Origin of the sequence: Streptomyces sp. NBC_01546 (assembly GCF_045208355.1) — a bacterium.
Classification (GTDB): domain Bacteria; phylum Actinomycetota; class Actinomycetes; order Streptomycetales; family Streptomycetaceae; genus Streptomyces.
Window position 1 is genome coordinate 4,388,878 of the sequence record NZ_CP109379.1, and the last position, 22,259, is coordinate 4,411,136.

General features: G+C 71.9%; 24 protein-coding genes. 12 read left to right on the plus strand and 12 right to left on the minus strand.

Annotated features, from left to right (window positions below):
• The first annotated feature begins 26 nt into the window (after nt 1-26).
• Nucleotides 27-863: a diacylglycerol kinase gene (locus tag OHA89_RS20095; RefSeq protein WP_257559388.1), complete on the plus strand. Its 837-nt coding sequence runs from the start codon at nt 27-29 to the stop codon at nt 861-863.
• A 98-nt stretch (nt 864-961) separates the two neighbouring features.
• On the opposite strand, the gene OHA89_RS20100 is transcribed toward OHA89_RS20095, so the two are convergent.
• The gene (locus OHA89_RS20100; RefSeq protein WP_257555568.1) at nt 962-1,459 is read right to left on the minus strand and encodes a GbsR/MarR family transcriptional regulator; all 498 of its coding nucleotides are present in this window, start codon (nt 1,457-1,459) and stop codon (nt 962-964) included.
• A 75-nt stretch (nt 1,460-1,534) separates the two neighbouring features.
• Between OHA89_RS20100 and OHA89_RS20105 the strand changes: the two genes are divergently transcribed.
• Together OHA89_RS20105 and OHA89_RS20110 are read left to right on the plus strand one after the other, a co-directional pair.
• A complete protein-coding gene (locus OHA89_RS20105; protein WP_266944059.1) occupies nt 1,535-2,449 on the plus strand; it encodes an ABC transporter ATP-binding protein in 915 nt (304 codons plus the stop codon).
• On the plus strand, nt 2,446-4,020 hold the full coding sequence (locus OHA89_RS20110) for an ABC transporter permease (RefSeq protein ID WP_266609197.1): 1,575 nt from the start codon (nt 2,446-2,448) through the stop codon (nt 4,018-4,020). The genes OHA89_RS20105 and OHA89_RS20110 overlap by 4 nt, the downstream gene beginning before the upstream one ends.
• A gap of 25 nt (nt 4,021-4,045) precedes the next feature.
• Here the strand turns inward: OHA89_RS20110 and OHA89_RS20115 are convergent, their stop codons facing one another.
• The 7 genes from OHA89_RS20115 to OHA89_RS20145 all read right to left on the minus strand — a co-directional run bounded on the left by OHA89_RS20115 (nt 4,046) and on the right by OHA89_RS20145 (nt 11,637).
• Complete coding sequence (locus OHA89_RS20115) at nt 4,046-5,254, minus strand: cytochrome P450 (RefSeq protein ID WP_266609198.1); 1,209 nt, start codon at nt 5,252-5,254, stop codon at nt 4,046-4,048.
• Nucleotides 5,255-5,263: 9 nt separating this feature from the next.
• Entirely contained in the window at nt 5,264-5,923 is a 660-nt protein-coding gene (locus OHA89_RS20120; protein WP_215143273.1) for a response regulator transcription factor, read from the minus strand.
• A complete protein-coding gene (locus OHA89_RS20125) occupies nt 5,920-7,293 on the minus strand; it encodes a sensor histidine kinase (RefSeq protein WP_266609199.1) in 1,374 nt (457 codons plus the stop codon). The genes OHA89_RS20120 and OHA89_RS20125 overlap by 4 nt, the downstream gene beginning before the upstream one ends.
• 89 nt (nt 7,294-7,382) lie before the next feature.
• Nucleotides 7,383-8,054 carry a response regulator transcription factor gene (locus OHA89_RS20130; RefSeq protein ID WP_266609200.1) on the minus strand — a complete coding sequence of 224 codons (672 nt, stop codon included), beginning with the start codon at nt 8,052-8,054 and terminating at the stop codon, nt 7,383-7,385.
• On the minus strand, nt 8,051-9,385 hold the full coding sequence (locus OHA89_RS20135) for a sensor histidine kinase (RefSeq protein ID WP_266609201.1): 1,335 nt from the start codon (nt 9,383-9,385) through the stop codon (nt 8,051-8,053). The genes OHA89_RS20130 and OHA89_RS20135 overlap by 4 nt, the downstream gene beginning before the upstream one ends.
• A 10-nt stretch (nt 9,386-9,395) precedes the next feature.
• Nucleotides 9,396-10,601 (minus strand): acyltransferase, encoded by a 1,206-nt coding sequence (locus OHA89_RS20140; protein ID WP_266609202.1) that lies wholly within the window; start codon nt 10,599-10,601, stop codon nt 9,396-9,398.
• A complete protein-coding gene (locus tag OHA89_RS20145; RefSeq protein ID WP_406366769.1) occupies nt 10,594-11,637 on the minus strand; it encodes an alpha/beta hydrolase in 1,044 nt (347 codons plus the stop codon). The genes OHA89_RS20140 and OHA89_RS20145 overlap by 8 nt, the downstream gene beginning before the upstream one ends.
• A 189-nt stretch (nt 11,638-11,826) precedes the next feature.
• On the opposite strand from OHA89_RS20145, the gene OHA89_RS20150 reads away from it, so the two are divergent.
• Entirely contained in the window at nt 11,827-12,372 is a 546-nt protein-coding gene (locus tag OHA89_RS20150) for an HIT family protein (RefSeq protein ID WP_406366770.1), read from the plus strand.
• Here OHA89_RS20150 and OHA89_RS20155 read toward each other — a convergent pair.
• From OHA89_RS20155 to OHA89_RS20165, 3 genes are read right to left on the minus strand one after another with little or no spacing between them, the layout of a single operon-like run.
• Nucleotides 12,345-12,605 (minus strand): hypothetical protein, encoded by a 261-nt coding sequence (locus tag OHA89_RS20155; RefSeq protein ID WP_266609205.1) that lies wholly within the window; start codon nt 12,603-12,605, stop codon nt 12,345-12,347. The genes OHA89_RS20150 and OHA89_RS20155 overlap by 28 nt on opposite strands.
• Nucleotides 12,606-12,632: 27 nt before the next feature.
• Nucleotides 12,633-13,160 carry a MarR family winged helix-turn-helix transcriptional regulator gene (locus OHA89_RS20160; protein WP_266609206.1) on the minus strand — a complete coding sequence of 176 codons (528 nt, stop codon included), beginning with the start codon at nt 13,158-13,160 and terminating at the stop codon, nt 12,633-12,635.
• Nucleotides 13,153-13,782 (minus strand): DJ-1/PfpI family protein, encoded by a 630-nt coding sequence (locus OHA89_RS20165; protein WP_266609207.1) that lies wholly within the window; start codon nt 13,780-13,782, stop codon nt 13,153-13,155. The genes OHA89_RS20160 and OHA89_RS20165 overlap by 8 nt, the downstream gene beginning before the upstream one ends.
• A 202-nt stretch (nt 13,783-13,984) precedes the next feature.
• Here OHA89_RS20165 and OHA89_RS20170 point away from each other — a divergent pair, with 202 nt between their 5' ends.
• From OHA89_RS20170 to OHA89_RS20180, 3 genes are all read left to right on the plus strand, one after another.
• Nucleotides 13,985-15,346, plus strand: coding sequence for an aspartate aminotransferase family protein (locus OHA89_RS20170; protein WP_257555581.1), 1,362 nt, complete (start codon nt 13,985-13,987; stop codon nt 15,344-15,346).
• 96 nt (nt 15,347-15,442) lie between these two features.
• The gene (locus OHA89_RS20175) at nt 15,443-16,111 is read left to right on the plus strand and encodes a GntR family transcriptional regulator (protein ID WP_266609209.1); all 669 of its coding nucleotides are present in this window, start codon (nt 15,443-15,445) and stop codon (nt 16,109-16,111) included.
• 163 nt (nt 16,112-16,274) lie between these two features.
• The gene (locus OHA89_RS20180) at nt 16,275-16,925 is read left to right on the plus strand and encodes a hypothetical protein (protein WP_136217620.1); all 651 of its coding nucleotides are present in this window, start codon (nt 16,275-16,277) and stop codon (nt 16,923-16,925) included.
• 105 nt (nt 16,926-17,030) lie between these two features.
• Here the strand turns inward: OHA89_RS20180 and OHA89_RS20185 are convergent, their stop codons facing one another.
• Nucleotides 17,031-17,777, minus strand: coding sequence for an SLATT domain-containing protein (locus tag OHA89_RS20185; protein ID WP_215143303.1), 747 nt, complete (start codon nt 17,775-17,777; stop codon nt 17,031-17,033).
• A gap of 255 nt (nt 17,778-18,032) precedes the next feature.
• On the opposite strand from OHA89_RS20185, the gene OHA89_RS20190 reads away from it, so the two are divergent.
• The 5 genes from OHA89_RS20190 (at nt 18,033) to OHA89_RS20210 (ending at nt 22,191) form a co-directional block, all read left to right on the plus strand.
• Nucleotides 18,033-18,377 carry a YbaB/EbfC family nucleoid-associated protein gene (locus OHA89_RS20190; RefSeq protein WP_215143305.1) on the plus strand — a complete coding sequence of 115 codons (345 nt, stop codon included), beginning with the start codon at nt 18,033-18,035 and terminating at the stop codon, nt 18,375-18,377.
• A gap of 36 nt (nt 18,378-18,413) precedes the next feature.
• On the plus strand, nt 18,414-19,013 hold the full coding sequence (recR, locus tag OHA89_RS20195) for a recombination mediator RecR (RefSeq protein WP_215143307.1): 600 nt from the start codon (nt 18,414-18,416) through the stop codon (nt 19,011-19,013).
• Nucleotides 19,006-19,653: a DUF5063 domain-containing protein gene (locus OHA89_RS20200; protein ID WP_215143309.1), complete on the plus strand. Its 648-nt coding sequence runs from the start codon at nt 19,006-19,008 to the stop codon at nt 19,651-19,653. Before recR ends, OHA89_RS20200 begins: the two co-directional genes overlap by 8 nt.
• Nucleotides 19,654-19,846: 193 nt before the next feature.
• Complete coding sequence (locus OHA89_RS20205; protein ID WP_215143311.1) at nt 19,847-21,121, plus strand: aspartate kinase; 1,275 nt, start codon at nt 19,847-19,849, stop codon at nt 21,119-21,121.
• Nucleotides 21,118-22,191, plus strand: a complete 1,074-nt coding sequence (locus OHA89_RS20210; RefSeq protein ID WP_266609211.1) for an aspartate-semialdehyde dehydrogenase — start codon at nt 21,118-21,120, stop codon at nt 22,189-22,191. The genes OHA89_RS20205 and OHA89_RS20210 overlap by 4 nt, the downstream gene beginning before the upstream one ends.
• Nucleotides 22,192-22,259 lie beyond the last annotated feature (68 nt).

Here is a 22,259-nt window from a genome sequence, read left to right on the forward strand (position 1 = left end):
CCGAGGTGTCGGCTCCAGAGCCCACCATGAGCCACGCGGGCGCGCCGGTAGGCGGCCTGCTCGTGCTCGTCGACCCGGTCGCCCGCCGTCTTGACGGCGAGTCCGTGCGGATCGCGAAGGATGTTTTGTCAGCGGGCGCGGCAGCGAAAATCTGCCTCCCGGACTCGCAGGAGGAATTTGCGCGGGCGCTAGCCCGCCGGGGTCAACGGCGGCTGGTGATCGTGGGCGACGACCGGGCTCTGGTGCGCGCCGTGGGGCTGCTGCACCGGGAACGGGGGCTGGCGGAGGGGCCCCTTTCGCTGGTCCCGGTGGGTCCCGCGGGGTCGCTGGGGCTGGCCGGGGCGCTCGGCGTGCCGCTGTCCGCCGTCGCCGCGGCGCGGGCGGTGCTGGAGGGGTCGGTACGGATGTGCGACCTCCTGGTGGACGACAGCGACGGGGTGGTCCTGCAGTCGCTGCGCATCCCGCCGCTGCGGGCGGCGGCGGCAGCCAGGCCTCCGGCCGGGCCCTCGGTCTGGAGCGCCTACCGCTCGCTGGTGCGGACGCTGGTCCGCCCGGTGGCCGGGCCGGGCGTTGACGCGGCCCGGCTGCGGCTGCGGGTGGAGGCGGACGGGGTGGTCCTGGCGGATGTGGACCGGCCGGTGGAGGAGGTCTCGGTGACCACCGGGGAGGATGGCGGCCTCGCGGAGGTCGTCGTCCGTACGGGTGGTGGCGGCGCCGGTTCGGAGGTGTCGGCGCGCGCGAAGACGGTCTCGGTGTCGGGCACGGACTTCCGCTACCGGGCCGACGCGGCGATGACCGGGCCGGTCCGGCGCCGCACCTGGACCCTGCACCCTTCGGCGTGGGCGCTCACCGTTCCCCGGTGAGGCCCCGGTGAGGCCCCAGTGAGGGCGCCGGTGAGCCGGGCGGGCCCTGCGGGACCCGGCCCGGTCCGCCGGGCCGGGCGGGCGCGCCCTGCCCGGCCTCAGCCCAGGTTCAGGGTCTTGCGGTAGTCCCGCCAGCGGTCCATCAGACCCAGCAGCTCGCTCTGCATGAACTCGAAGAACGCCGCCGTCTCGGCGATGCGCGCCCCGGCCGGGGAGTCGGCGCCCAGGCCTGCGGCGCCCTCGCGCAGGGTCTTCTCCCACAGGGTCACCATCTGGTCCTTCCGCGTGAAGGTCTCGTACCAGAGCTCGTTGTGCAGGACGTACCGGTCCCGCCGGGAGCCCGGTTCGCGCTCGCGGCTGACCATGTTGACCTGGGTCAGGTAGGACACGGCCCCCGACACCGCCGCCGGGCTGATCTGGAGCGCCTCGCCGAGCTCCGCCGAGGTCATCGCGCCCTGGTCGCTCGCCAGCAGCCGCGCGAAGACCCGCGCGGCCATCCGCTGCATCCCCGCCTCGGTCAGCTGCGCGGCGAACCGCTCCACGAAGCGGGAGACCGCCTCTTCGTTCCGTACTGCCGGTGCCGCCGGTACCGCCATGTCGTCCGCCACCTTCCAAACTTTATACGATTCCCTAACTTCACAAGTTTGTGAAAGTAGCGTACGTTCAGAAGCATGACGAAGGCAATCAGCGTCGCCGGACTCCACAAGGCGTTCGGCCGCACCCGCGCACTGGACGGACTCGACCTCTCCGTCGCCACCGGCGAGGTCCACGGCTTCCTCGGCCCCAACGGCGCCGGGAAGTCCACGACCATCCGGGTCCTGCTGGGCCTGCTGCGCGCCGACTCCGGCACCGCCGAGCTCCTCGGCGGCGACCCCTGGGCCGACGCCGTGGCCCTGCACCGCCGCGTCGCCTACGTGCCCGGCGACGTCACCCTGTGGCGCAACCTCTCGGGCGGCGAGGTCATCGACCTCTACGGGCGGCTGCGCGGAGGCCTCGACCGGGCCCGGCGCGCCGAGCTGACCGAACGGTTCGAGCTGGACCCGACCAAGAAGGGGCGTACGTACTCCAAGGGCAACCGGCAGAAGGTCGCCCTCGTCGCCGCCTTCGCCTCCGACGTCGACCTGCTCATCCTCGACGAGCCCACCTCGGGCCTCGACCCGCTGATGGAGGAGGTCTTCCAGTCCTGCGTCGCCGAGGCCCGCGCCGCCGGGCGCACCATCCTGCTCAGCTCGCACATCCTCAGCGAGGTCGAGACCCTCTGCGACCGGGTCAGCATCATCCGCAAGGGCCGCACCGTCGAGACGGGCACGCTCGCCGGCCTCCGCCACCTCACCCGTACGGCGATCAGCGCCGAGCTCGCCGGTCCGCCGAACGGCATCGCGCACCTGCCGGGCGTGTACGACGTGCAGGTGCAGGGCCTGAAGGTCAGCCTCCAGGCCGACACCGACAAGCTGGACGCCGTCCTGCGCTCCCTGACCGCATCGGGTGTGCGGTCGCTGACCTCGACCCCGCCCACGCTCGAAGAACTGTTCCTGCGCCACTACACCGAGGACTCCGCACGCACCGACGGGGCGAACGAACGATGAAGAACCAACTGGCGGGCACCGGCGCGCTGCTGCGCCTCGCCCTGCGCCGCGACCGCGTGATGATGCCGGTCTGGGTCCTGGTCACCGCCCTGCTGGTGGTGAGCATGCCGGGCTCGCTGGGGAGCGTGTACGGCACCGCCGCCGAACGCGCGCAGGCCGCCGCCTCGATGAACGCCAACAGCTCGATGCGCGCCCTGTACGGGCCGGTCTTCGGCGACTCGATCGGCGGGCTGACGGCCTGGCGGATCGGCGTCTACGGTGCGGTGCTCGCGGCGGTGATGAGCCTGATCGTCGTCGTCCGGCACACCCGCGAGGAGGAGGAGACGGGCCGTCAGGAGATGATCTCCGCCGCGATGGTGGGGCGGCGCGCGCCGCTGACCGCCGCCCTGCTCGCCGCCCTCGTGGCCAACGTGTGCGCCGCCCTGCTCATCGCGGGCGGACTCGCGGGGCAGGGCGCGCCGGGGGCCCTGGCCCTCGCGCTGGCCATCGCCGGTACCGGCATGCTCTTCGCCGGCATGGCCGCCATCGCGGCCCAGCTGACCGAGACGGCCCGGGCGGCCAAGGGGATCACGGCCGCCGTGCTCGGCGCCGCCTTCGTCCTGAAGGCGGCGGGCGACGCCGGTACGGCCGGCGGGACTTCGGCGCTGACCTGGGCCTCGCCGCTCGGGTGGGTGGAGAACGTACGGGCCTTCGCCGTCGAGCGGTGGTGGGTACTGGTGCTGCTCGCCGCCGCCGTGGTGGTGCAGGCGGGTGTGGGGTACCTGCTCGCCGAACGGCGTGACGTGGGGCTGAGCTTCCTGCCGCCCCGGCCGGGCCCGGCCGAGGGGCGGCTGGGTACGGCGGGCGCGCTGGCCTGGCGTTTGCAGCGCGGCAGCCTGATCGGCTGGAGCCTTGGATTCCTGGTCGCCGGTGTCGTGTTCGGCGGTATGGCCGACGGCGCCGCCGACGTGGTCGGAGGCAATGAGAAGACCCGCGAGATCATCGAGCGGATGGGCGGGCAGGGCGGGCTCACGGATGCCTTCCTCGCGACGATGGCCGGGATGTTCGGCCTGGTGGCGGCCCTGTACATCGTCTCGGCGGTGCTGCGACTGAGCGGCGAGGAGTCGGGCCAGCGCGCCGAACCGCTGCTCGCGAACGCGGTCGGCCGGCTGCGCTGGGCGGGCGGTCACCTGGCCGTGGCCTTCGGCGGGTCGGCGCTGATCCTGCTGCTGGCGGGGCTCGGCCTGGGCATCGGGCACGGGCAGGATGCGGGGGCGGCCGTAGGTGCCACGCTCGCCCAGCTCCCGGCGGTGTGGGTGATCGGGGCGCTGGCCGCCCTGCTGTACGGCGCGGTCCCCCAGTACGCGGTGGCCGCCTGGGCGGTGGCCGGGACCGCGCTGGTGCTGGGCTGGATCGGCCCGGCGCTGAACCTTCCGGGGGCGGTCCTGGACCTCTCGCCCTTCGCCCACCTGCCGAAGCTGCCGGGCGCGCAGGCCCTGACCTGGGCCCCGCTGCTGACGCTGACCGCCCTCGCCGCGGCCTTCACGGCAGCCGGCCTGGCCGCCCTCCGCCGCCGGGACCTGGCCGCCTAGGTCTCGCCCGCGTAAGGCGCCCCGCCTAAAACTCGACGAGCAATCGCTCCAGTCCCCGGATGACGTACCCGTCCCGCCACTGCGGCTCCTCGACGAGCTTCAGGGGCGGGACTCCGGCTGCCAGCAGCGCCCCGAAGGAGGCCTCCAGCTCCCGGCGCGCCAGCGGCGCACCCAGGCAGTAGTGGATCCCGGCCCCGAAGGCCAGGTGCGGATTGTCGGCCCGTACGAGGTCCAGTTCGTCGGGATCGGCGAACCGTGCGGGATCCCGGTTCGCGGACCCGAAGAGCAGTGCGACCTCGGCTCCGCGGGGGATCGCGGTGTCCCCGATCCGGATGTCGTCGAGGACCCAGCGCTCGAACATCTGGAGGGGCGTGTCGTAGCGCATGAGTTCATCCACAGCTGTGGACAACTTTTCGGGATGCGGATCCGTGCGCAGCGCGGCGAGCTGCCCGGGATTGCGGAACAGCGCCCACCAGCCGTTGACGGTGGTGTTGACGGTGGCCTCGTGCCCGGCGTTCAGCAGGAGCACGCAGGTGGAGATCATCTCCTGCTCGCTGAGCCTCCCGTCCTCATCGTGAGCGGAGATCAACCCGGAGATCAAATCCTCGCCGGGGCGTGCGCGCCGCTCGGCGATCAGCCCGCGCAGGTACGCACTGAACTCGACGCTCGCCCGCACCGCACGCCGCGCCGTCTCCTCGTCCGGCCGGAGCTCGAACATCCCGCAGATATCCGCCGACCAGGGCCGCAGCAGCCCCCGGTCCGCCTCCGGCACGCCCAGCAGCTCCGCGATCACCGCCACGGGCAGCGGTTCGGCGACCACGGTGAGCAGATCCCCGCCCCCGTCCGCGAGCAGCTGCCCCACCAACTCCCCGGCCATCCGCTGTACGGCCGGCACCAGCCGCTCCACCGTCCGCGGGGTGAAGGCCTTCGCGACCAGCCTGCGCACCCGCGCGTGCGCGGGATCCTCGAGGTCCAACAGGCCGTTCCCGTTGAGCACGTGAAAGGCCTCGTGCTCCGCCGGCGGGGCCTCGCGCCCGAACTCCTCGTGCGAGAACCGGTGCAGATAGGTCCTCCCCAGCCGCCGGTCCCGCAGCAGCGCACTCACATCGGCGTAGTGAGGCACCAGCCACTGCCCGGTGGCCTCGCACCACACCGCCCGCCCCTGCTCCCGCAACTCCCGGTACGCCGGATACGGATCGGCGACGAACGCGGCATCCCACGGATCAAAGCCCATTCCCGCAGCCTACGACGGAGTCACCAGCCGGGTCTCGTAGGCGAACACCGCCGCCTGGGTTCGGTCCCGCAGGCCCAGCTTCACCAGGATCCGGCTCACGTGGGTCTTGATCGTGGACTCCGCGACGATCAGCCGGCCGGCTATCTCCCCGTTGGACAGACCCTGCGCGATCAGCACCAGCACCTCCTTCTCCCGCTCCGTCAACTCGCCCACCCCCGCCGGATCCGCGACCCTCGGGGTCTCGGCGAGCTTCGAGAACTCCGCGATGAGCCGCTTGGTCACCGACGGCGCCAGCAGCGCCTCCCCGGCAGCCACCACCCTTACGCCGTCGGCCAGCTGACGGGCCGACGCATCCTTGAGCAGGAACCCGGAGGCCCCGGCCCGCAGCGCCTGGTACACGTACTCGTCGAGGTCGAAGGTCGTCAGGACCAGCACCTTCGCGTCCGTGTCGGCCGCCACGATCTCCCGCGTCGCCTCCAGCCCGTTCATCTGCGGCATCCGGATGTCCATCAGCACCACATCCGGACGGAGCGCCGCGACCTGCGCGATGGCCTCACGGCCGTCGACGGCCTCGCCGACGACCTCGATGCCCTCCATCGCGTTCAGCAGGACGGAGAACCCCTCCCGCACCATCATCTGGTCGTCGACTATCAGCACCCTGATCGTCATGCCGCCCCCGTCTCCTTCTGCGACGGGGACCCGGACCCGCCCCCGGAGCCCGATTCCGCCACCGGCTCAGTACGGTTGCGCACCGGTATGAACACCGCCACCTCGTACCCGCCCGCCGCCGTGCCGCCGGCCGTCATCTCCCCCTCCAGCATCGCCACACGCTCCCGCATCCCGGTGATCCCGTGCCCGGCCCCCGGCGAGGGCCGCACGTCCCCGGTCGCCGCCCCGTTGACCACGCGTATCCCCAGGCCGCCCAGCACGTACGAGACCTCTACCGAGGCGGTCGCCCCCGGCGCGTGCCGCAGCGTGTTGCTCAGGGCCTCCTGGATGATCCGGTACGCCGACAGCTCCACACCCTGCGGCAGCTCCCGCACCGCGCCCGTGACCGTCTTCTCCACACTCAGCCCGGCCTCCCGCACATTGGCCAGCAGCCCGTCCAGCGAGGCCAGCGTCGGCTGCGGGGCGTCCGGAGCCTCGTAGTCCGCGGAGCGCACCACGCCCAGCACCCGCCGCAGCTCCGTCAGGGCCGCCACCGCGTTCTCCCGGATGGTGACGAACGCAGCCTCCAGCTCCGGCGGCGGGTTCTTCACCCGGTACGGCGCGGCCTCCGCCTGGATGGCCACCACCGACATGTGGTGCGCCACCACGTCGTGCAGCTCCCGCGCGATCGTGGTCCGCTCCTCCAGCAGGGTCCGCTTGTCCCGCTCGACAGCCGTGACCTCCTGCTGCGCGCTCACCTCCGCCTTGGCGGAGCGGCGTATCTGGACGCTGCTCGCGATCGCCAGCGCGAAGGCAGAGGTCACCGCCATCTGCGGCAGGCCGGTCCCGTACCCGTTCCCGAGCAGCACCGACATCGTGAAGCCGAGCGCGAGGGTGAGCGTCCACATCCAGGCCGCGACCCGCGGACCGGTCCGCAGGGTGACGAGGACCATGACCACGAGGTAGGAGAGGAAAGCGCCCGGGCTCCAGGGCCAGTCCGGGCCTCCACCGACCACGGCGAGCACCAACGTCATCGCCACGGCCGCCCACCATGCGGCCACCGGCCGCACCAGCGTCATGAGGACCGGGACCGCGGCTATGAGCCCCATGGCGAACCTGCCGGCTTCGCCGATGTAGGGCGAGTGCGTGGTGCTCGTGAACACCAGGACGAAGAACGCCAGCGCCCCCACCGCCGCATACTGCCTCCACGGCGCGTGCCGGCGTATCACCTCGGGAAGCCTCCGCACGAAGCGCCCGGGCGTCTCCACCAGCGGCAGAGGCCGGTAGGCGAAGGCATCGGTGAAGAGGTCCTGGCGCAGGGTCTCGATCACCCCCGATGCCAGTCGGATTTCAGGCGTCCGGGCTGTTCCCCCGGTGGTCGTCTCGGTCATACGCACAACCGTAGGTCCGTGCCACCCTGGTCCGCGTCGCCACCGAAGGGGATTTCCCCAGGTCCCCCTCAGGTACTACACGGGTGACATCAATAGCCCGTCGGACGGACCAGCCCCGTCTCGTACGCGAACACCGCCGCCTGGGTCCGGTCCCGCAGGCCCAGCTTCACCAGGATCCGGCCCACATGGGTCTTCACCGTCTGCTCGGCCACGGTCAGGTGCGCCGCGATCTCCGCATTCGACAGGCCCTGGGCCACGAGCGACAGGACCTCGGTCTCCCGCTCGGTCAGCTCGTCGATCCGCGCCCGCGACGGCGCGCGCGGCGCCCCGAGCCGGGAGAACTCCGTGATCAGCCGCTTCGTGATGTTCGGCGAGAGCAGCGCCTCGCCGGCCGCCACCACCCGCACCGCCTCCGCGAGCTGGTCGGCCGAGGCGTCCTTGAGCAGGAACCCGGAGGCCCCGGCCCGCAGCGCCTCATACACGTACTCGTCGAGGTCGAAGGTGGTCAGCACCAGCACCTTCACGGCGGCGTCGGCGGCGCCCGTGATGACGGACGTGGCCTCGATGCCGCCCATCCCCGGCATGCGGATGTCCATCAGCACCACGTCCGGTCCCAGTTCACCGACCTTGGCCACGGCATCGGCCCCGTCGACGGCCTGGCCGACCACCTCGATGTCGGGCTGGGCGTTGAGAAGCACGGTGAAGCCCTGCCGGACCATCATCTGGTCGTCGGCGATCATCACCTTGATCGGGGTGCTCATGAATCCCTCGTCGTCTCGGGTGCGGAGCCGCCGGGCACGTCCTGCGGATCCATCGGAAGTACGGCGGTCACCTCGTACCCGCCGCTGGGCAGCGGACCGGCGGCCAGTTCGCCCCCCAGCATGCCTGCCCGCTCCCGCATCCCCAGCAGCCCGTGCCCCGCACCCGGCGAAGGCGGGGCCTGCCGGGTCGGCGCGGTGTTGGCGATGCACAGGTGCAGGTCACGCGGCCCGTACGCGATGCCGACCTCCACGCGTGAACCGGGCGCATGGCGCAGGCAGTTGCTCAGCGCCTCCTGCACGATCCGGTACGCGGTGAGCTCCACGCCGGGCGTCAACGGCCGGCGTATGCCCGCGATCTCGGTGGTGACGTTCAGACCGGCCCCGCGCACGTTGTCCACGAGGCCGTCCAACTCGGCGAGGGTGGGCTGGGGTTGGTGGGGGTTCGCCGGATCGTCGGGGTTCTCGGATCGCAGCACTCCCAGGACGCGGCGCAGCTCGGTCAGGGCCTCCAGCGCGTTCTCCCGGATGCCCGTGAGGTTCTCCTTGAGCTCCTCCGACGGGTTCTCCACCAGGTGCGGGGCGACCTGCGCCTGGATGGAGATCACCGACATGTGGTGCGCGACGACGTCGTGCAGTTCTCGGGCGATGCGGCTGCGCTCCTCCAGCAGGGTCCGCCGGGCCCGCTCCTCCTCGGTGAGGGACTCCTGCTCGACGAGCTTGCCGCGGGTCAGGCGCGTCGCGCGCAGCGCGTAGCCGAGGACGCCGACGAAGCCGAAGAGGAGGGCCATGCCCGCGACCAGCGTCTGACTGTTCGGTGGCCTGAAGGCCGTTTCGGCCAGCCCGGAGTAGAGGATCGAGACGCCGACGACCGCGATCGTCACCCGGGGCGGCACCCGCAGGGCCACCAGGAGGATCAGCGGTGCGAACGTGAAGGCCCCGGCGGGTGTCCACGGCCAGGACTGGCCCTGACCGACGTGTCCGTAAATCGTCCACGCGACCAGGGCGGCGGTGACGAGGCCGAGCCACCAGCCGGCGAGGGGCCGGAACATCCCGAGCACGATGGAGGCACCGGTCAGGAGCGCCATCGCGACGACCGGGCCACCCGTGACCCCGTAGTGGTCCTCGAGCTGTTGGACCGTGAGGGCGCATGACACCACGGCCCCGTAGACGACGAGCACATGCGGCAGCCAGGCCAGCCAGCGCGGCCGCGACATGCGGGGAAGCGGGTCCCACTCCAGGGTGAGCAGCTCCCGGGCCAGGCCGCGCAGCGCGGGACGCCCGCTACGGCTTTTGAGGGCGTCGGGTACCGGGGACTCGCTCGGCTTGGTCACGGGCTCCAGCCTAGGCATGGGTGATTTCCTTGACGGGGGCCGTCGCCTGGTGGTGGGAGCCGGCGACGACGCGGGTGCTGCTGGTCCCCGGCTTCGGGCGCCCGCCCCGCTCGTACGTACGGAACGCGGCCCAACACACCGTCAGGGCGGCGGCGAACACCGGCAGCCACAGCAGTCGGGCCGGTATCCACAGCAGGGAGTCGGGAACGGTGTGCAGCCCGGGCAGGTCCGCCGGGGCCAGCAGCCCGAGGGCGGTGACGGCCATCATGGCGGTCTGGTGCCAGAGGAAGATCGTCATGGCGGAGAGGTTCACCAGAGCCACCTTCGCCCAGGCTCCCGGCCGCCGCATGGCCCGGGCCAGCGGCTCGCGCACCAGCAGGGCCAGCCCGCACTGGGCCAGGCCGAAGGCGACCGCGGCGAGCGTCGGCGGGTTCAGGTTCGATACGGCGGCCCCGGGGACACCGACCATCGAGGCCGGGTAGCCGCCCCACAGGATCAGCGCGGCCGTGGCCACGGTGCCTGCGGCGAGCAGCAGGAGCGCGGTCCGGCGCCGGGCGAACGCGCCCCGGGACCAGGCGGCGCCCAGGGTGTAGGGGACGAGCCAGCCGGCGGCCACGTTGACCCAGCCGGTCCACTCGGGCCCGCCGAGCCCGAAGCGCCACAGGTCGACCCCGGCCACCACGGCCAGCGGCCACAGCGGATGGAGCCGGGCCACGAGCGGGGTCGCCGCGGTCAGCGCGGCGAACACCAGCAGGAACCACAGCGGCGACAGCACCAGCTTGACCAGCGTCTGGACGGTGGTGACTTCCACTCCGCCGATCAGCATCCCGCCCGCCGCGACCGTCCACAGGGTGAGCACGGCGGCGACCGGGCGGAACAGCCGCCCCAGTCGCCCGGCGACCCAGGTGCGGTACGAGTCCCCGCGCTCCCGCGCCGAGGCGTAGCCCCGGGCGGCGACATGGCCGCCGACGAGGAAGAAGACGGCGAGTGTCTGGAACACCCAGGAGACCGGGGCCAGCCAGCTCGTGTACGCCAGCGGACTGGTGTTGCTCAGCCCGCCGTTGGCGGTGGTCAGGGCGGTGACCAGCCAGTGGCCCAGGACCACGCCGAGGATCGCGAAGGCCCTTAGCGCGTCCACGGTGCGGTCGCGGTCGGCCGGGGTGGCCGCGTCGATGCCCTTGGCCAGGACGGACCAGCGGGTGCGGAGCTCACGCATGGGAAGCCTCCGAGGCGGTGGTGGTGGCGGGGGCGGCGGTGTCGGCGGTCGCGGTGCCGAGGACGATGGCGGCCAGGCTGTCCAGGGACTCGGTGCCGGGCTTGAGGTAGTCGCTGTGCCCGGCGGCGCCGGCGGCGAAGGCCCGTGCTCCGAAGGCGGGGTCGACGGGGTCGGTGCCGAAGCCGATCGCGCCGAGCCGGGCGTGCGGGACGTTGCCGATCCAGTCGTCGCTGCCACGCCCGGCCCAGACCCGGGCCCCCGCCGGGAGGTCCCGGGCGGCATCGGCCCCGGTGCCCGGGCTGCCGAACAGGACCATGTCGGCGACCGCGGGCCCGGTCCCCGTACGGGCGCAGACCACCGAGCCGTAGGAGTGGCACAGGAGGGAGAGGCGGGCGCCGGGACCCGATACGTCCCCCAACCGGTCGAGGAAGGGCCCCAGTTCGGCGGCGGCCTCGTCGGCGCGAGCGGCGGTCAGGACGGTCGTGCTGACCGTGCCGGGGGTGTCGTACCCCAGCCAGGCGACCACGGCGGAGCGCGGATGCTCGGCCTGGAGGCGCTGCTGAAGGGAGACGGCCCCGGCACGGAACCTTTGGTAGGTGTCGAGCGTCGTGTCGGACCCGGGCACCAGGACGGTGACCCGGTCGGCGGTTTCCAGATCGCCGAACACCTCGACGGCCCGGCCCCGCCCGCGGCCGTCGAAGGCGAGGAACTGCGCCGTACCGGCCGCCTCCATGGCGCGCAGCTTCGCGGCCCGCCCGGTGCGTCCGGCGTCCGTGGCCAAACGGGCCGCTTCGGCGAGGTTGGCACGGTTGGCCGTGTACCGGTCGCGGGGCGCGGCGTCCTCGGCGAACGCCACGGGTATGGGCGCGGGGACGTCGGGAGAGGCGGCTGCGGACACCGGCAGCACGACGGCCGCCGCGACCAGCGCTGCCAGCAGGGTGCGGCGCAGCCGGCCGGTCGACCCGCCGCCGGTCGCCCCGCCGCCGTGCGCCGTCGCAGTGGCCCTCTTGGTGCTCGTCGCCGTCCCCGCCGCCATGGTCTCTTCCTTCGGTCAGGAAGAGCCGTCAGCGCCCTTCTCTGCATCCGAAGTTAGAAATCGCGACCCCTCGTCGGCGTCCCGCTCCAGAGCCGTGTTCCTGCGTAGCTCTCAGGTATGACAGGGGCTACCTGAGAGTCAGGTCCGAGGTCGAAGTCCCTGGTGAGAGTGGTCGGTTAGGGTCGATGGATGACCGCAACCGACTGGCGTCACGACCGCATAGGCAGTGCTCACCGGGGGCAGAACCCGACCGTCCTGCGCCGCCTCGACGCGGGCTTCGCCGTGATCGGGGACCGGCAGTTCCTGCCCGGGTACTCCGTCCTGCTGACCGACGATCCCGCCGTGACCCGGCTCTCCGACCTGCCCCGGGCGCGCAGGACCGCGTACCTCACCGACATGGAACGGCTTGCCGAGGCCGTAGAACGGGCCTGCCGCCGCCTCGATCCCGCGTTCCGCCGCGTGAACATCGAGATCCTGGGCAACACCGACCCGTACCTCCACGCCCACATCTGGCCCCGCTACGACTGGGAGCCCGCCGACCGCGTCCGGCTGCCCGTCTGGTTGTACGGGAAGGAGTACTGGCGGGACGGACGGTACGAGCTGAGCCACCGCCACGACGGTCTGCGGGCCGCCATCGGGGAGGAGCTGGACGCCCTCGGAGCCCGGTCCCTCGGAGCTCAGTCCCTCGGAGCCCGGTCCCTCGGAGCTCAGTCCGCCGCCAACGGTTCCACGTAGCCCGCCCGCCAGCGGGGTGCCGGGTCCTGGCCGGGGCTGGTCCAGTACTCCCGCGCTCCGACGATCTCGCCGTCCCGCACCGTCCAGAGGGAGACGGCCCGGTAGAGCACGTGGTCCTGGGGCATCTCCACCTCGGTGACGAAGAGGTCCCCGTCCGCGAGTGCCCCGCGGGGCCGGGTGGGGTGCGGCGGTGCCGGGTCGGCTGCGCGGGGGGCGGGCTGCGCCCGAGGCATCTGGGGCTCCGCCCCAGACCCCGCGCCTCAAACTCCCCCAGACTCCGTCCGGGGGGACCCCCAGGCGGGGCCGGTTGGTGGTGCGGGCGGAGGTGTGGACAGGGTGTCCAGGGCCGCCGTCAGGCGTTCGAGGACGTGGACCGTTTCCGTGAAGGCGGCATCGCCCAGTTCTTCTGCCAGGCGGGTGGCCAGGGAGACGTGGCCCGGGGTGATGCGGGCGATCGCCGCGCGGCCCGCTTCCGTCGGGCGCAGGAGTTTGGCGCGGCGGTGTGCCGGGTTCGGGACGTACTCCGCCAGGCCCTCGGCGGCGAGCAGGTCGGCGATGCGCTGGACGCTCTGCCGCGTGATGCCCATGGCACGGGCGATGCCCGCGACAGGGAGGGGCTCGCGGAGTACGGCTCCGAGCACCTGCCACCAGGCTGCGGTCAGGCCGGCCGGGCGGGCCAGCTCCTCCGACACCGCGAGGAACTGGCCGTTCAGCCGGAACACACCGAGCGCGGTCCGGCTCAGCAGGTCCTGCCGGGCCCGGACGGGGAGTTCCTCCGGCTCAGGCATCGCCCGCCGCCTCCGCCGCCATCAGGACCGGGTACGCGCTCGCGTCCGAGTCGTGGAACAGCCGGTACCAGGCGTCCAGCACATCCGGCTTGTACACGTCCAGGCGGGCGAAGACCTCGCGGGCGAAGGCCACCGGTTCCGTCGGCCCCGCCGTGATCAGGTCGCCGTCCGTCACCGCGTCGGCCTCGACGTAGCGCTCGGCGCCCCCGTAGCCCGGCTGCTCGGCCAGGTAGAAGGAGGCCGCGCTGGTGTGGGCGCGCCCGTCCAGCAGGCCCTCCCGGGCCAGGCCGGCCGTGGCTCCGCAGATCGCCGCGACCGGCACGCCGGCGTCCAGGAACTCCCGGGCCTTCGCCGCGAACGGCGCCAGCTCCTCGCCGGTGTCCCACAGCGAGGCGCCGGTGAGGATCAGCAGGGAGGAGTCCTGCGGCCGCAGATCGGCCAGGGCCAGGTCGGGCTGGATGCGGACGCCGCCCATGGTGGTGACCGGCCGCTCCGCGGCCGGGCCGACGGTACGGACCCGGTGGCCGCGCTGGGTCAGGTGCGCGGTGGTGTGACCGGTCTCCCAGTCCGCGTACGTGTCGTAGACCGCGAGGTGGACGGGCTTGCGCGGGGTCTCGTTCATCGTGATCGCCTCCGGCGTTGACGTTCAGGACCTGCTCTGAGCTGCTCTGACCTGTTCTATGACAAGAGACTGTCATGATGACAGGATGCTGTCAATTGCTCGGAAGGGCAGGCGCGTGGCAGACAGACTGCCGAGACCGGCCCCCCACCCCCATACAGTCCGCCGATATCCCTCCTCACCTGCGCACTTCTAGCGTGACGCCATGACCCCTCATGTCACCTCGCACACCCTCGCCGCAGTGAAGGACGCCGACCGGAAGCACGTCTTCCACTCCTGGTCCGCCCAGGCCCTCATCGACCCGCTCGCCGTGGCCGGGGCCGAGGGGTCGTACTTCTGGGACTACGACGGCAAGCGCTTCCTCGACTTCTCCTCCCAGCTGGTCAACACCAACATCGGCCACCAGCACCCCAAGGTCGTCGCCGCCGTCCAGGAGCAGGCGGCCCGGCTCTGCACCCTCGCGCCCGGCTTCGCCGTCGACGTTCGCTCCGAGGCCGCACGCCTCATCGCCGAGCGGACCCCCGGCGACCTGGACAAGATCTTCTTCACCAACGGCGGCGCCGAGGCCGTCGAGAACGCCGTCCGCATGGCCCGGCTGCACACCGGCCGGCAGAAGGTGCTCTCCACCTACCGCTCGTACCACGGCGCCACCGCCGCCGCGATCAACCTCACCGGCGACCCGCGCCGCTGGCCCTCCGACACGGCCGCCGCAGGCGTCGTGCACTTCTGGGGCCCGTACCTTTACCGCTCCGCCTTCCACGCCACCACCGAGGCCGAGGAGTGCGAGCGGGCCCTCGCCCACCTCGCCGACACCATCGCCTTCGAGGGACCGCAGACCATCGCGGCGATCATCCTGGAGAGCGTGCCCGGCACCGCCGGGATCATGACCCCGCCGGCCGGCTACCTCGCGGGCGTACGCGAGCTCTGCGACCGCCACGGCATCGTCTTCATCCTGGACGAGGTCATGTCGGGCTTCGGCCGCACCGGCAAGTGGTTCGCCGCCGACCACTGGGGCGTCACCCCCGACCTGATCACCTTCGCCAAGGGCGTGAACAGCGGTTACGTGCCGCTCGGCGGCGTCGCCATCTCCGCCGCCATCGCCGAGACCTTCGCCACACGCCCCTACCCGGGCGGACTCACGTACTCCGGCCACCCCCTGGCCTGCGCCGCCGCCGTCGCCACGATCAACGCGATGGAGGAGGAGGGCATCGTCGAGCACGCCGCCCACCTCGGCGCGAACGTGATCGGCCCGGCGCTCGCCGAGATCGCCGAGCGGCACCCCTCCGTCGGGGAGGTCCGCGGGCTGGGCACGTTCTGGGCCCTGGAACTCGTACGGGACAAGGAGACGCGCGAGCCCCTCGTCCCGTACAACGCCGCCGGTGCGGCCAACACGCCGATGGCCGAATTCGCGGCGGCCTGCAAGGCGTCCGGGCTGTGGCCCTTCGTCAACATGAACCGCACCCACGTCGTCCCCCCGTGCACCATCACGGAGGCTGAGGCGAAGGAGGGGCTGGCACTGCTGGACGAGGCACTGACGGTCGCCGACCGCCACACCACGTCCGGATAGCGGTCGGTACATTCGCATACCGATCTTCAACCGCTCTATTTCGGCCTCGCTGCCTGGCCTAAGGTGTCCGGAGTTCACCTAAGGAGACGGACCCCTATGCCAGGCAGCGGCGCTGTCACCCGCAACACACTTCGCCAGCAGATCGCGGACGCGCTGCGTGACGAGGTGCTCGCGGGACGCCTGCCGCCCGGGACCGAGTTCACCGTCAAGCAGATCGCCGAGCAGTACGAGGTCTCCGCGACCCCGGTCCGCGAGGCACTGGTCGACCTCTCGGCCCAGGGCCTGCTCGAACTGGTCCAGCACCGCGGCTTCCGGGTGCGGATCTTCTCCGTGGACGACTTCCGGGGAATGATCGAGGCCCGCTCGCTGGTCGTGGACGGGATCTTCCGCAGGATCGCCGAGCGCGGCACCGCCATCGGCTCCGGCGAGCTGCTGGTGTCCGTGCGGCGCCGGGCCGAGGAGGCGCGGCGGGCCGCGCAGAGCGGTTCGCTCGAAGTGCTGATCGGCTACGACCTGCGCTTCTGGCGGGAGCTGAGCGGGCTGGTCGGCAACACCTACATCTCCGAGTTCCTGCACCGCATCCGGGTGCAGTGCTGGGTCTTCGCCGTACCCCACCTCCAGCGCGACCCGCAGCGGCTGCGGGCGGCGCTCTGGGACGGGCACAGCGACCTGGTGGACGCGGTGACCCTCGCCGACGCGGACGCGGTACGGCGCATCGTGCAGGGGTACAACCAGCACGGCCTGGACTGGGCCGCCGGACTCTAGCCGTACGGTTCTGCAGTCGTACGGCGTCTGCCGTCGTGTGGCGTCTGCAGTCGTACTGCCGTCGTACGGTTCTGCCGTCGTACAGGTTCTGCGCACCCCTTCGCGGAGCGTGTCCGGAGCACTACTCTGGCCGGATCGGCGCCAACGACTGATCGGAGCCCGCGTGGCCTGTGACCTGTGGCTGGTCCCTCTTGTCGACGTGCTGTGCCACAGCCCCGACAACCCCTTCGCGGAAGAGATCGCCTCGTACGACAAGGCGCTCGGCGAGGCCGGACTGCCGTCCGTGCCCGTGTTCGCCTACATGCCGGGCCTGAGCGGCGACGTGGCCCCGGTCGCCGGCTTCGACTACGACGCCCTGCATTTCCTGCGGCGGGCGTACCTGCTCCAGATCTGCGGGCTGCCGGTGACCCCGGTGGACGAGCTGGGCGGGGACTACGAGCAGCTGCTGGAGATGTTCGAGCCGACCGCGCAGCAGTCGCATCTGGTGTGGCACTACGACCACGCGGGGGCTTACGTGCCGGTGGACTTCGCGGCTCCGCTGGCGAACGAGGAGCTGTTGGCCGGTGGAGGGCCGCTGGGGTCCGCGCAGGGGTTGCTGCGGGAGCTGGCGTTCGTGGCTCCCGCCATCGGGATAGATCCCGGGAATCCGCCTGCCGCGCCGGCGCCGCCGGGGCGGCCGACGTCGTTGGAGGAGCCGGCGGGGCCGATTCCGTATGACGACAGTCCGTTCGCGCGGGAGCGGCACGTGTGGCTGGGGTTGCACGCCGCCGCCACGCGGAGTCTGGGGCAGGGCTCCATGATCATCTTCAGTTGAGCAGGGGGTCTGCGGCGGAGCTCGGAGATCGGGGCTCCGCCCCGGACCTCCCCCAGACTCCGTCCGGGGGACCCCCACGCCTCGGGCGCCGACAGGCCGAACCGGTCAGCGGGGCTGTTCCGGGGGGCGCTGGCGGGGCATGTTGGGGCGGGTGCCCGGGGGCAGGGGGAAACGGGCCGGGGGGACGTACGCGTCCGAGCGGGCTCCGTTGGCGCCCAGGGACTGCATCACCAGCGGGGCGGGGCCGGAGCTGAATTCCACCATCCACTCCGCGGTCTCGGAGCGCACCAGCTCCGTCACGTCCTCCGAGAAGCGGCGCAGCACCGTCAGGCACCGCTCGGCGGCCTCGCTGGCCGTGCCCTCCGTCGGCCCGAGCACCTCCCGTACGTTCTCCGAGGCCCAGTCGAACTGGAGGGTCTGGAGTCGGCGCTGCACCGCCTGGGCCGTGGCGACGTCCCGCATCCAGCCCGAGGTCAGGCCGAAGAACCGGTCGCAGGCCAGGCAGGCCGCAGCCAGCAGCAGGGACAGGTACCCGTACGCCGACGCGCCCGGCGCCGAGCCCGTCAGCTCCAGCAGCGGCATCGCGGCGCCCGTGACGGCGCCCGCGGCGGCCCCGACGCGCAGCACGCGCGCACCACGGCGCTTCCACGCCCGGTCGGACAGGTACCACTCGGCGGTGCGCAGCGCATCGGCCTCGACCCGGCGGTAGAGCTCGTCGAGCCGCTCGGCAGGCTCGCCCCAGTCCCCGAGGGGGAACGGCCGCCCGGTCAGATCGCCCGCCGCCATCGGTCCGCTGCCCTCCTCCCGGGGATCCCGGGGTGGCCCCTCGGGCTGCATCTCCGGCTGGCTCACCCGGCACTCCCTCTGCCTGCGCTGACGTGTGGTGGTGCGCGTGTGCGCAATGATGCGCATGCTCTTCCTACCTTCGAATGAGGCGCGATGGGCAAGGTATCCCAGGATTTCCGCCCGCAAGGAGGTCTCCATCAGGTACGCGTACGTCCTGTCTCTCACTCGAAAGAGTTGGTCCTCACGGCGTAGGGCGCAGCGCGCGGGGAGCACGTAGGCTCGGATTGACCAAGCGTCCCGACGGCATGGAGTGAGTGACCTGTGATTCCCGGTGGTGGCCAGCCCGACATGCAGCAGCTGCTCCAGCAGGCCCAGAAGATGCAGCAGGACCTCGCAGCGGCCCAGGAAGAGCTGGCCAGGGCCGAGGTGGAGGGCCAGGCCGGCGGCGGCCTCGTCAAGGCGACCGTCACCGGCTCCGGTGAGCTGCGTGCCCTGGTGATCGACCCGAAGGCCGTGGACCCCGAGGACACCGAGACGCTCGCCGACCTGGTGGTCGCGGCCGTCCAGGCGGCCAACGAGAATGCCCAGGCGCTCCAGCAGCAGAAGCTGGGCCCGCTGGCCCAGGGACTGGGCGGCGGCAGCGGCATCCCCGGCCTCCCCTTCTAGCATTCCCACCGCACACGAACGAAAGAAGGCAGTCCGTTGTACGAAGGCGTGGTCCAGGACCTGATCGACGAACTGGGCAGGCTGCCCGGCGTCGGGCCCAAGAGCGCGCAGCGGATCGCCTTCCACATCCTGCAGGCCGAGCCCACCGACGTCCGCCGCCTCGCGCACGCGCTGCTCGAGGTGAAGGACAAGGTCCGGTTCTGCGCGGTGTGCGGGAACGTGGCGCAGGAGGAGCGGTGCGGCATCTGCCGCGACCCGCGCCGCGACACCACGGTCATCTGTGTCGTGGAGGAGCCGAAGGACGTCGTCGCGATCGAGCGGACGCGTGAGTTCCGGGGCAAGTACCACGTCCTGGGCGGCGCGATCAGCCCGATCGAGGGCGTCGGCCCCGATGACCTGCGGATCCGCGAGCTGCTGTCGCGCCTCGCGGACGGCGAGGTGACCGAGCTGATCCTCGCCACCGACCCGAACCTGGAGGGCGAGGCGACCGCCACCTACCTCGCCCGCATGATCAAGCCCATGGGCCTGAAGGTCACCCGCCTGGCCAGCGGGCTCCCCGTCGGGGGAGATCTGGAGTACGCGGACGAGGTCACGCTCGGGCGGGCCTTTGAAGGAAGGCGACTTCTCGATGTCTGACGCAACGCTGCACGCCCTGGGCCAGGACCCGGACGACTTCGCCGCTTCCATCGCGGACCAGATCGAGTCGTTCATCGTCGCGGTCACCGAGGTGGCCAAGGGCGAGGACCCGGACAGTGCGGTGCCCTTCCTCCTTCTGGAGGTCTCCCAGCTGCTGCTGGCGGGCGGCCGGCTGGGCGCGTACCAGGACGTGCTGCCCGACGAGCGGTACGAGCCCGACCTCGGCCCGGAGCCGGACGTGGACGACCTGCGCGAGCGGTTCGCGGTGATGCTGGAGCCGGTCGACGTCTACTCCGAGGTCTTCGACCCGTACGAGCCGCGCAAGGCCCCGGTCGCGCACCGGATCTCCGACGACCTGGCCGACGTGGTCGCCGACCTGCGGCACGGGCTCATCCACCACCAGGCGGGCCGGATCACCGAGGCGCTGTGGTGGTGGCAGTTCTCGTACTTCACCAACTGGGGCCCGACGGCCTCGGCCACTCTGCGTGCCCTCCAGTCGCTGATCGCGCACGTACGGCTGGACCAGCCCCTCGCCGCCCTGGACGGCCTGGACACGGACGAGGACCTGGCGGAGGACGAGCTCGCCGAGCAGGCCGGAGAGGTGATGGCCCAGGAGCTCGGCGGTCTCGGCCGCGCGTGAGCGCCTGGGCGAGTGCGCAGGTGGGCGCCTAAGTGAACGCGCAACCGAGCGCGCAACCGGGCGCGTAACCGACTGCCCCGCGGGGGGAACCCATCGTTTGATCTTTACGTCTCATGATGTGGTACGAAGCGGTCGGATCCCGGTCGCTCGTTACACTGCACCAGCAATGAGACGGACTGAGCGAGGAGCGCACGTGGGCCTTGTCGTGCAGAAGTACGGAGGCTCCTCCGTAGCCGATGCCGAAGGCATCAAGCGTGTTGCCAAGCGGATCGTGGATGCCAAGAAGAACGGCCACCAGGTGGTCGTCGTGGTTTCCGCGATGGGCGACACGACGGACGAGCTGATCGATCTCGCCGAGCAGGTTTCTCCCATGCCTGCCGGGCGCGAATTCGACATGCTGCTGACCGCCGGAGAGCGGATCTCCATGGCCCTGCTGGCCATGGCGATCAAAAACCTGGGCCACGAGGCCCAGTCGTTCACCGGTAGCCAGGCAGGCGTGATCACCGACTCGGTCCACAACAAAGCGCGCATCATCGATGTCACGCCGGGCCGTATCCGCACCGCACTGGACGAGGGCAACATCGCCATCGTCGCCGGCTTCCAGGGCGTGTCCGCGGACTCCAAGGACATCACCACCCTCGGCCGTGGCGGCTCGGACACCACCGCCGTCGCGCTCGCCGCGGCGCTGGACGCCGAGGTTTGCGAGATCTACACCGACGTCGACGGCGTCTTCACCGCGGACCCCCGCGTCGTGAAGAAGGCGAAGAAGATCGACTGGATCTCCTCCGAGGACATGCTGGAGCTCGCGGCCTCCGGTTCCAAGGTGCTGCTGCACCGCTGCGTCGAGTACGCGCGCCGCTACAACATCCCGATCCACGTCCGCTCGTCCTTCTCCGGACTGCCGGGCACCTGGGTCAGCAACGAGAATCCGCAAGGGGACGCGCAGGTGGAGCACGCCATCATCTCCGGAGTCGCTCACGACGTCTCCGAAGCCAAGATCACGGTCGTCGGCGTCCCGGACAAGCCGGGCGAGGCCGCGGCGATCTTCCGCGCGATCGCGGACGCCGAGATCAACATCGACATGATCGTGCAGAACGTGTCGGCGGCCTCGACGGGGCTCACCGACATCTCCTTCACGCTGCCCAAGACCGAGGGCCACAAGGCCATCGACGCCCTGGAGAAGGCGAAGGGCCAGATCGGCTTCGACTCCCTGCGCTACGACGACCAGATCGGCAAGATCTCCCTGGTCGGCGCGGGCATGAAGACGAACCCGGGCGTCACCGCCTCCTTCTTCCAGGCGCTGTCCGACGCGGGCGTCAACATCGAGCTGATCTCCACCTCCGAGATCCGCATCTCCGTCGTGACCCGCCAGGACGACGTCAACGAGGCCGTCCGCGCCGTGCACACGGCCTTCGGCCTCGACTCCGACAGCGACGAAGCCGTCGTCTACGGAGGCACCGGACGATGACCGCCGACCGGTCCTCCGGCCCGGCGCTCGCCGTGGTCGGGGCGACCGGAGCAGTCGGGTCGGTCCTGCTCCAGATCCTGTCCCAGCGGGCGGACGTCTGGGGCGACATCCGCCTGATCGCCTCCGCGCGCTCGGCCGGCCGGGTGCTGGCCGTCCGCGCGGAGGAGAGCGAGGTGCTCGCCCTCACCGAGGACGCCTTCGACGGCCTCGGTCCGGGCGACATCGCGCTGTTCCTGACCCCGGCCGAGATCTCGGCCCGGTGGGCTCCCGTCGTCACCGCGCGCGGGACCGTCGTCGTGGACCAGTCCGCGGCCTTCCGGGAGGACCCCGAGGTGCCGCTGGTGGTGCCCGAGGTCAACGGGCACGCCGTACGGATCCGCCCGCGCGGGATCGTCGCCGGCCCCGACTGCGTGACCGCCGCGATGATCGCGGCCCTGGGCGCGCTGCACGCCGAGTACTCCCTCACCGACCTGGCCGTCTCCACGTACCAGGCCGCGAGCGCCGCCGGCCGGGCCGGCTCCGAGGTGCTGCGCCGCCAGCTGTCGCTGGTCGCCGGGACCTCCCTGGGCGAGCACACCGGAGACGTACGCCGTGCGGTGGGCGAGGACACCGGCCCCTTCGCGGCTCCGCTGGCCCTCAACGTCGTGCCGTGGTCCGGTGAGCTGCGCGAGGACGGCTGGTCGTCGCACGAGCTGGCCGTACGGGCGCAGACGCGCCGGATCCTGGATCTGGCGGGGCTGCCGATCGCCGTGACCTGCGTGCAGGTTCCCGTGGTGACCGGGCATTCCCTGACCGTGCGGGCCCGCTTCGAGAACGAGGTGGACGCCGCGCACGCCCGGCAGATCCTGGACGCCGCGCCCGGTGTGGTCCTCGTGGACGACCCGGCGGCGGGGGAGTTCCCGACGCCGGCGGACGCCGCCGGAACGGATCCGGCCTGGGTCGGGCGGGTGCGGGTCTCGCTCGACGACCGGTGCGGGCTGGAGTTCTTCGTGTGCGCCGACAATCTCCGCAAGGGCGCCGCCCTGAATGCCACTCAGATCGCGGAACTGATCGCGGGTGAATTTGCGTAATTCGCTTTGTAGGATCGGTACTGATCCCTTGATCAAGGTGATGGCCCGACTGCCGTCTCGATAGACGG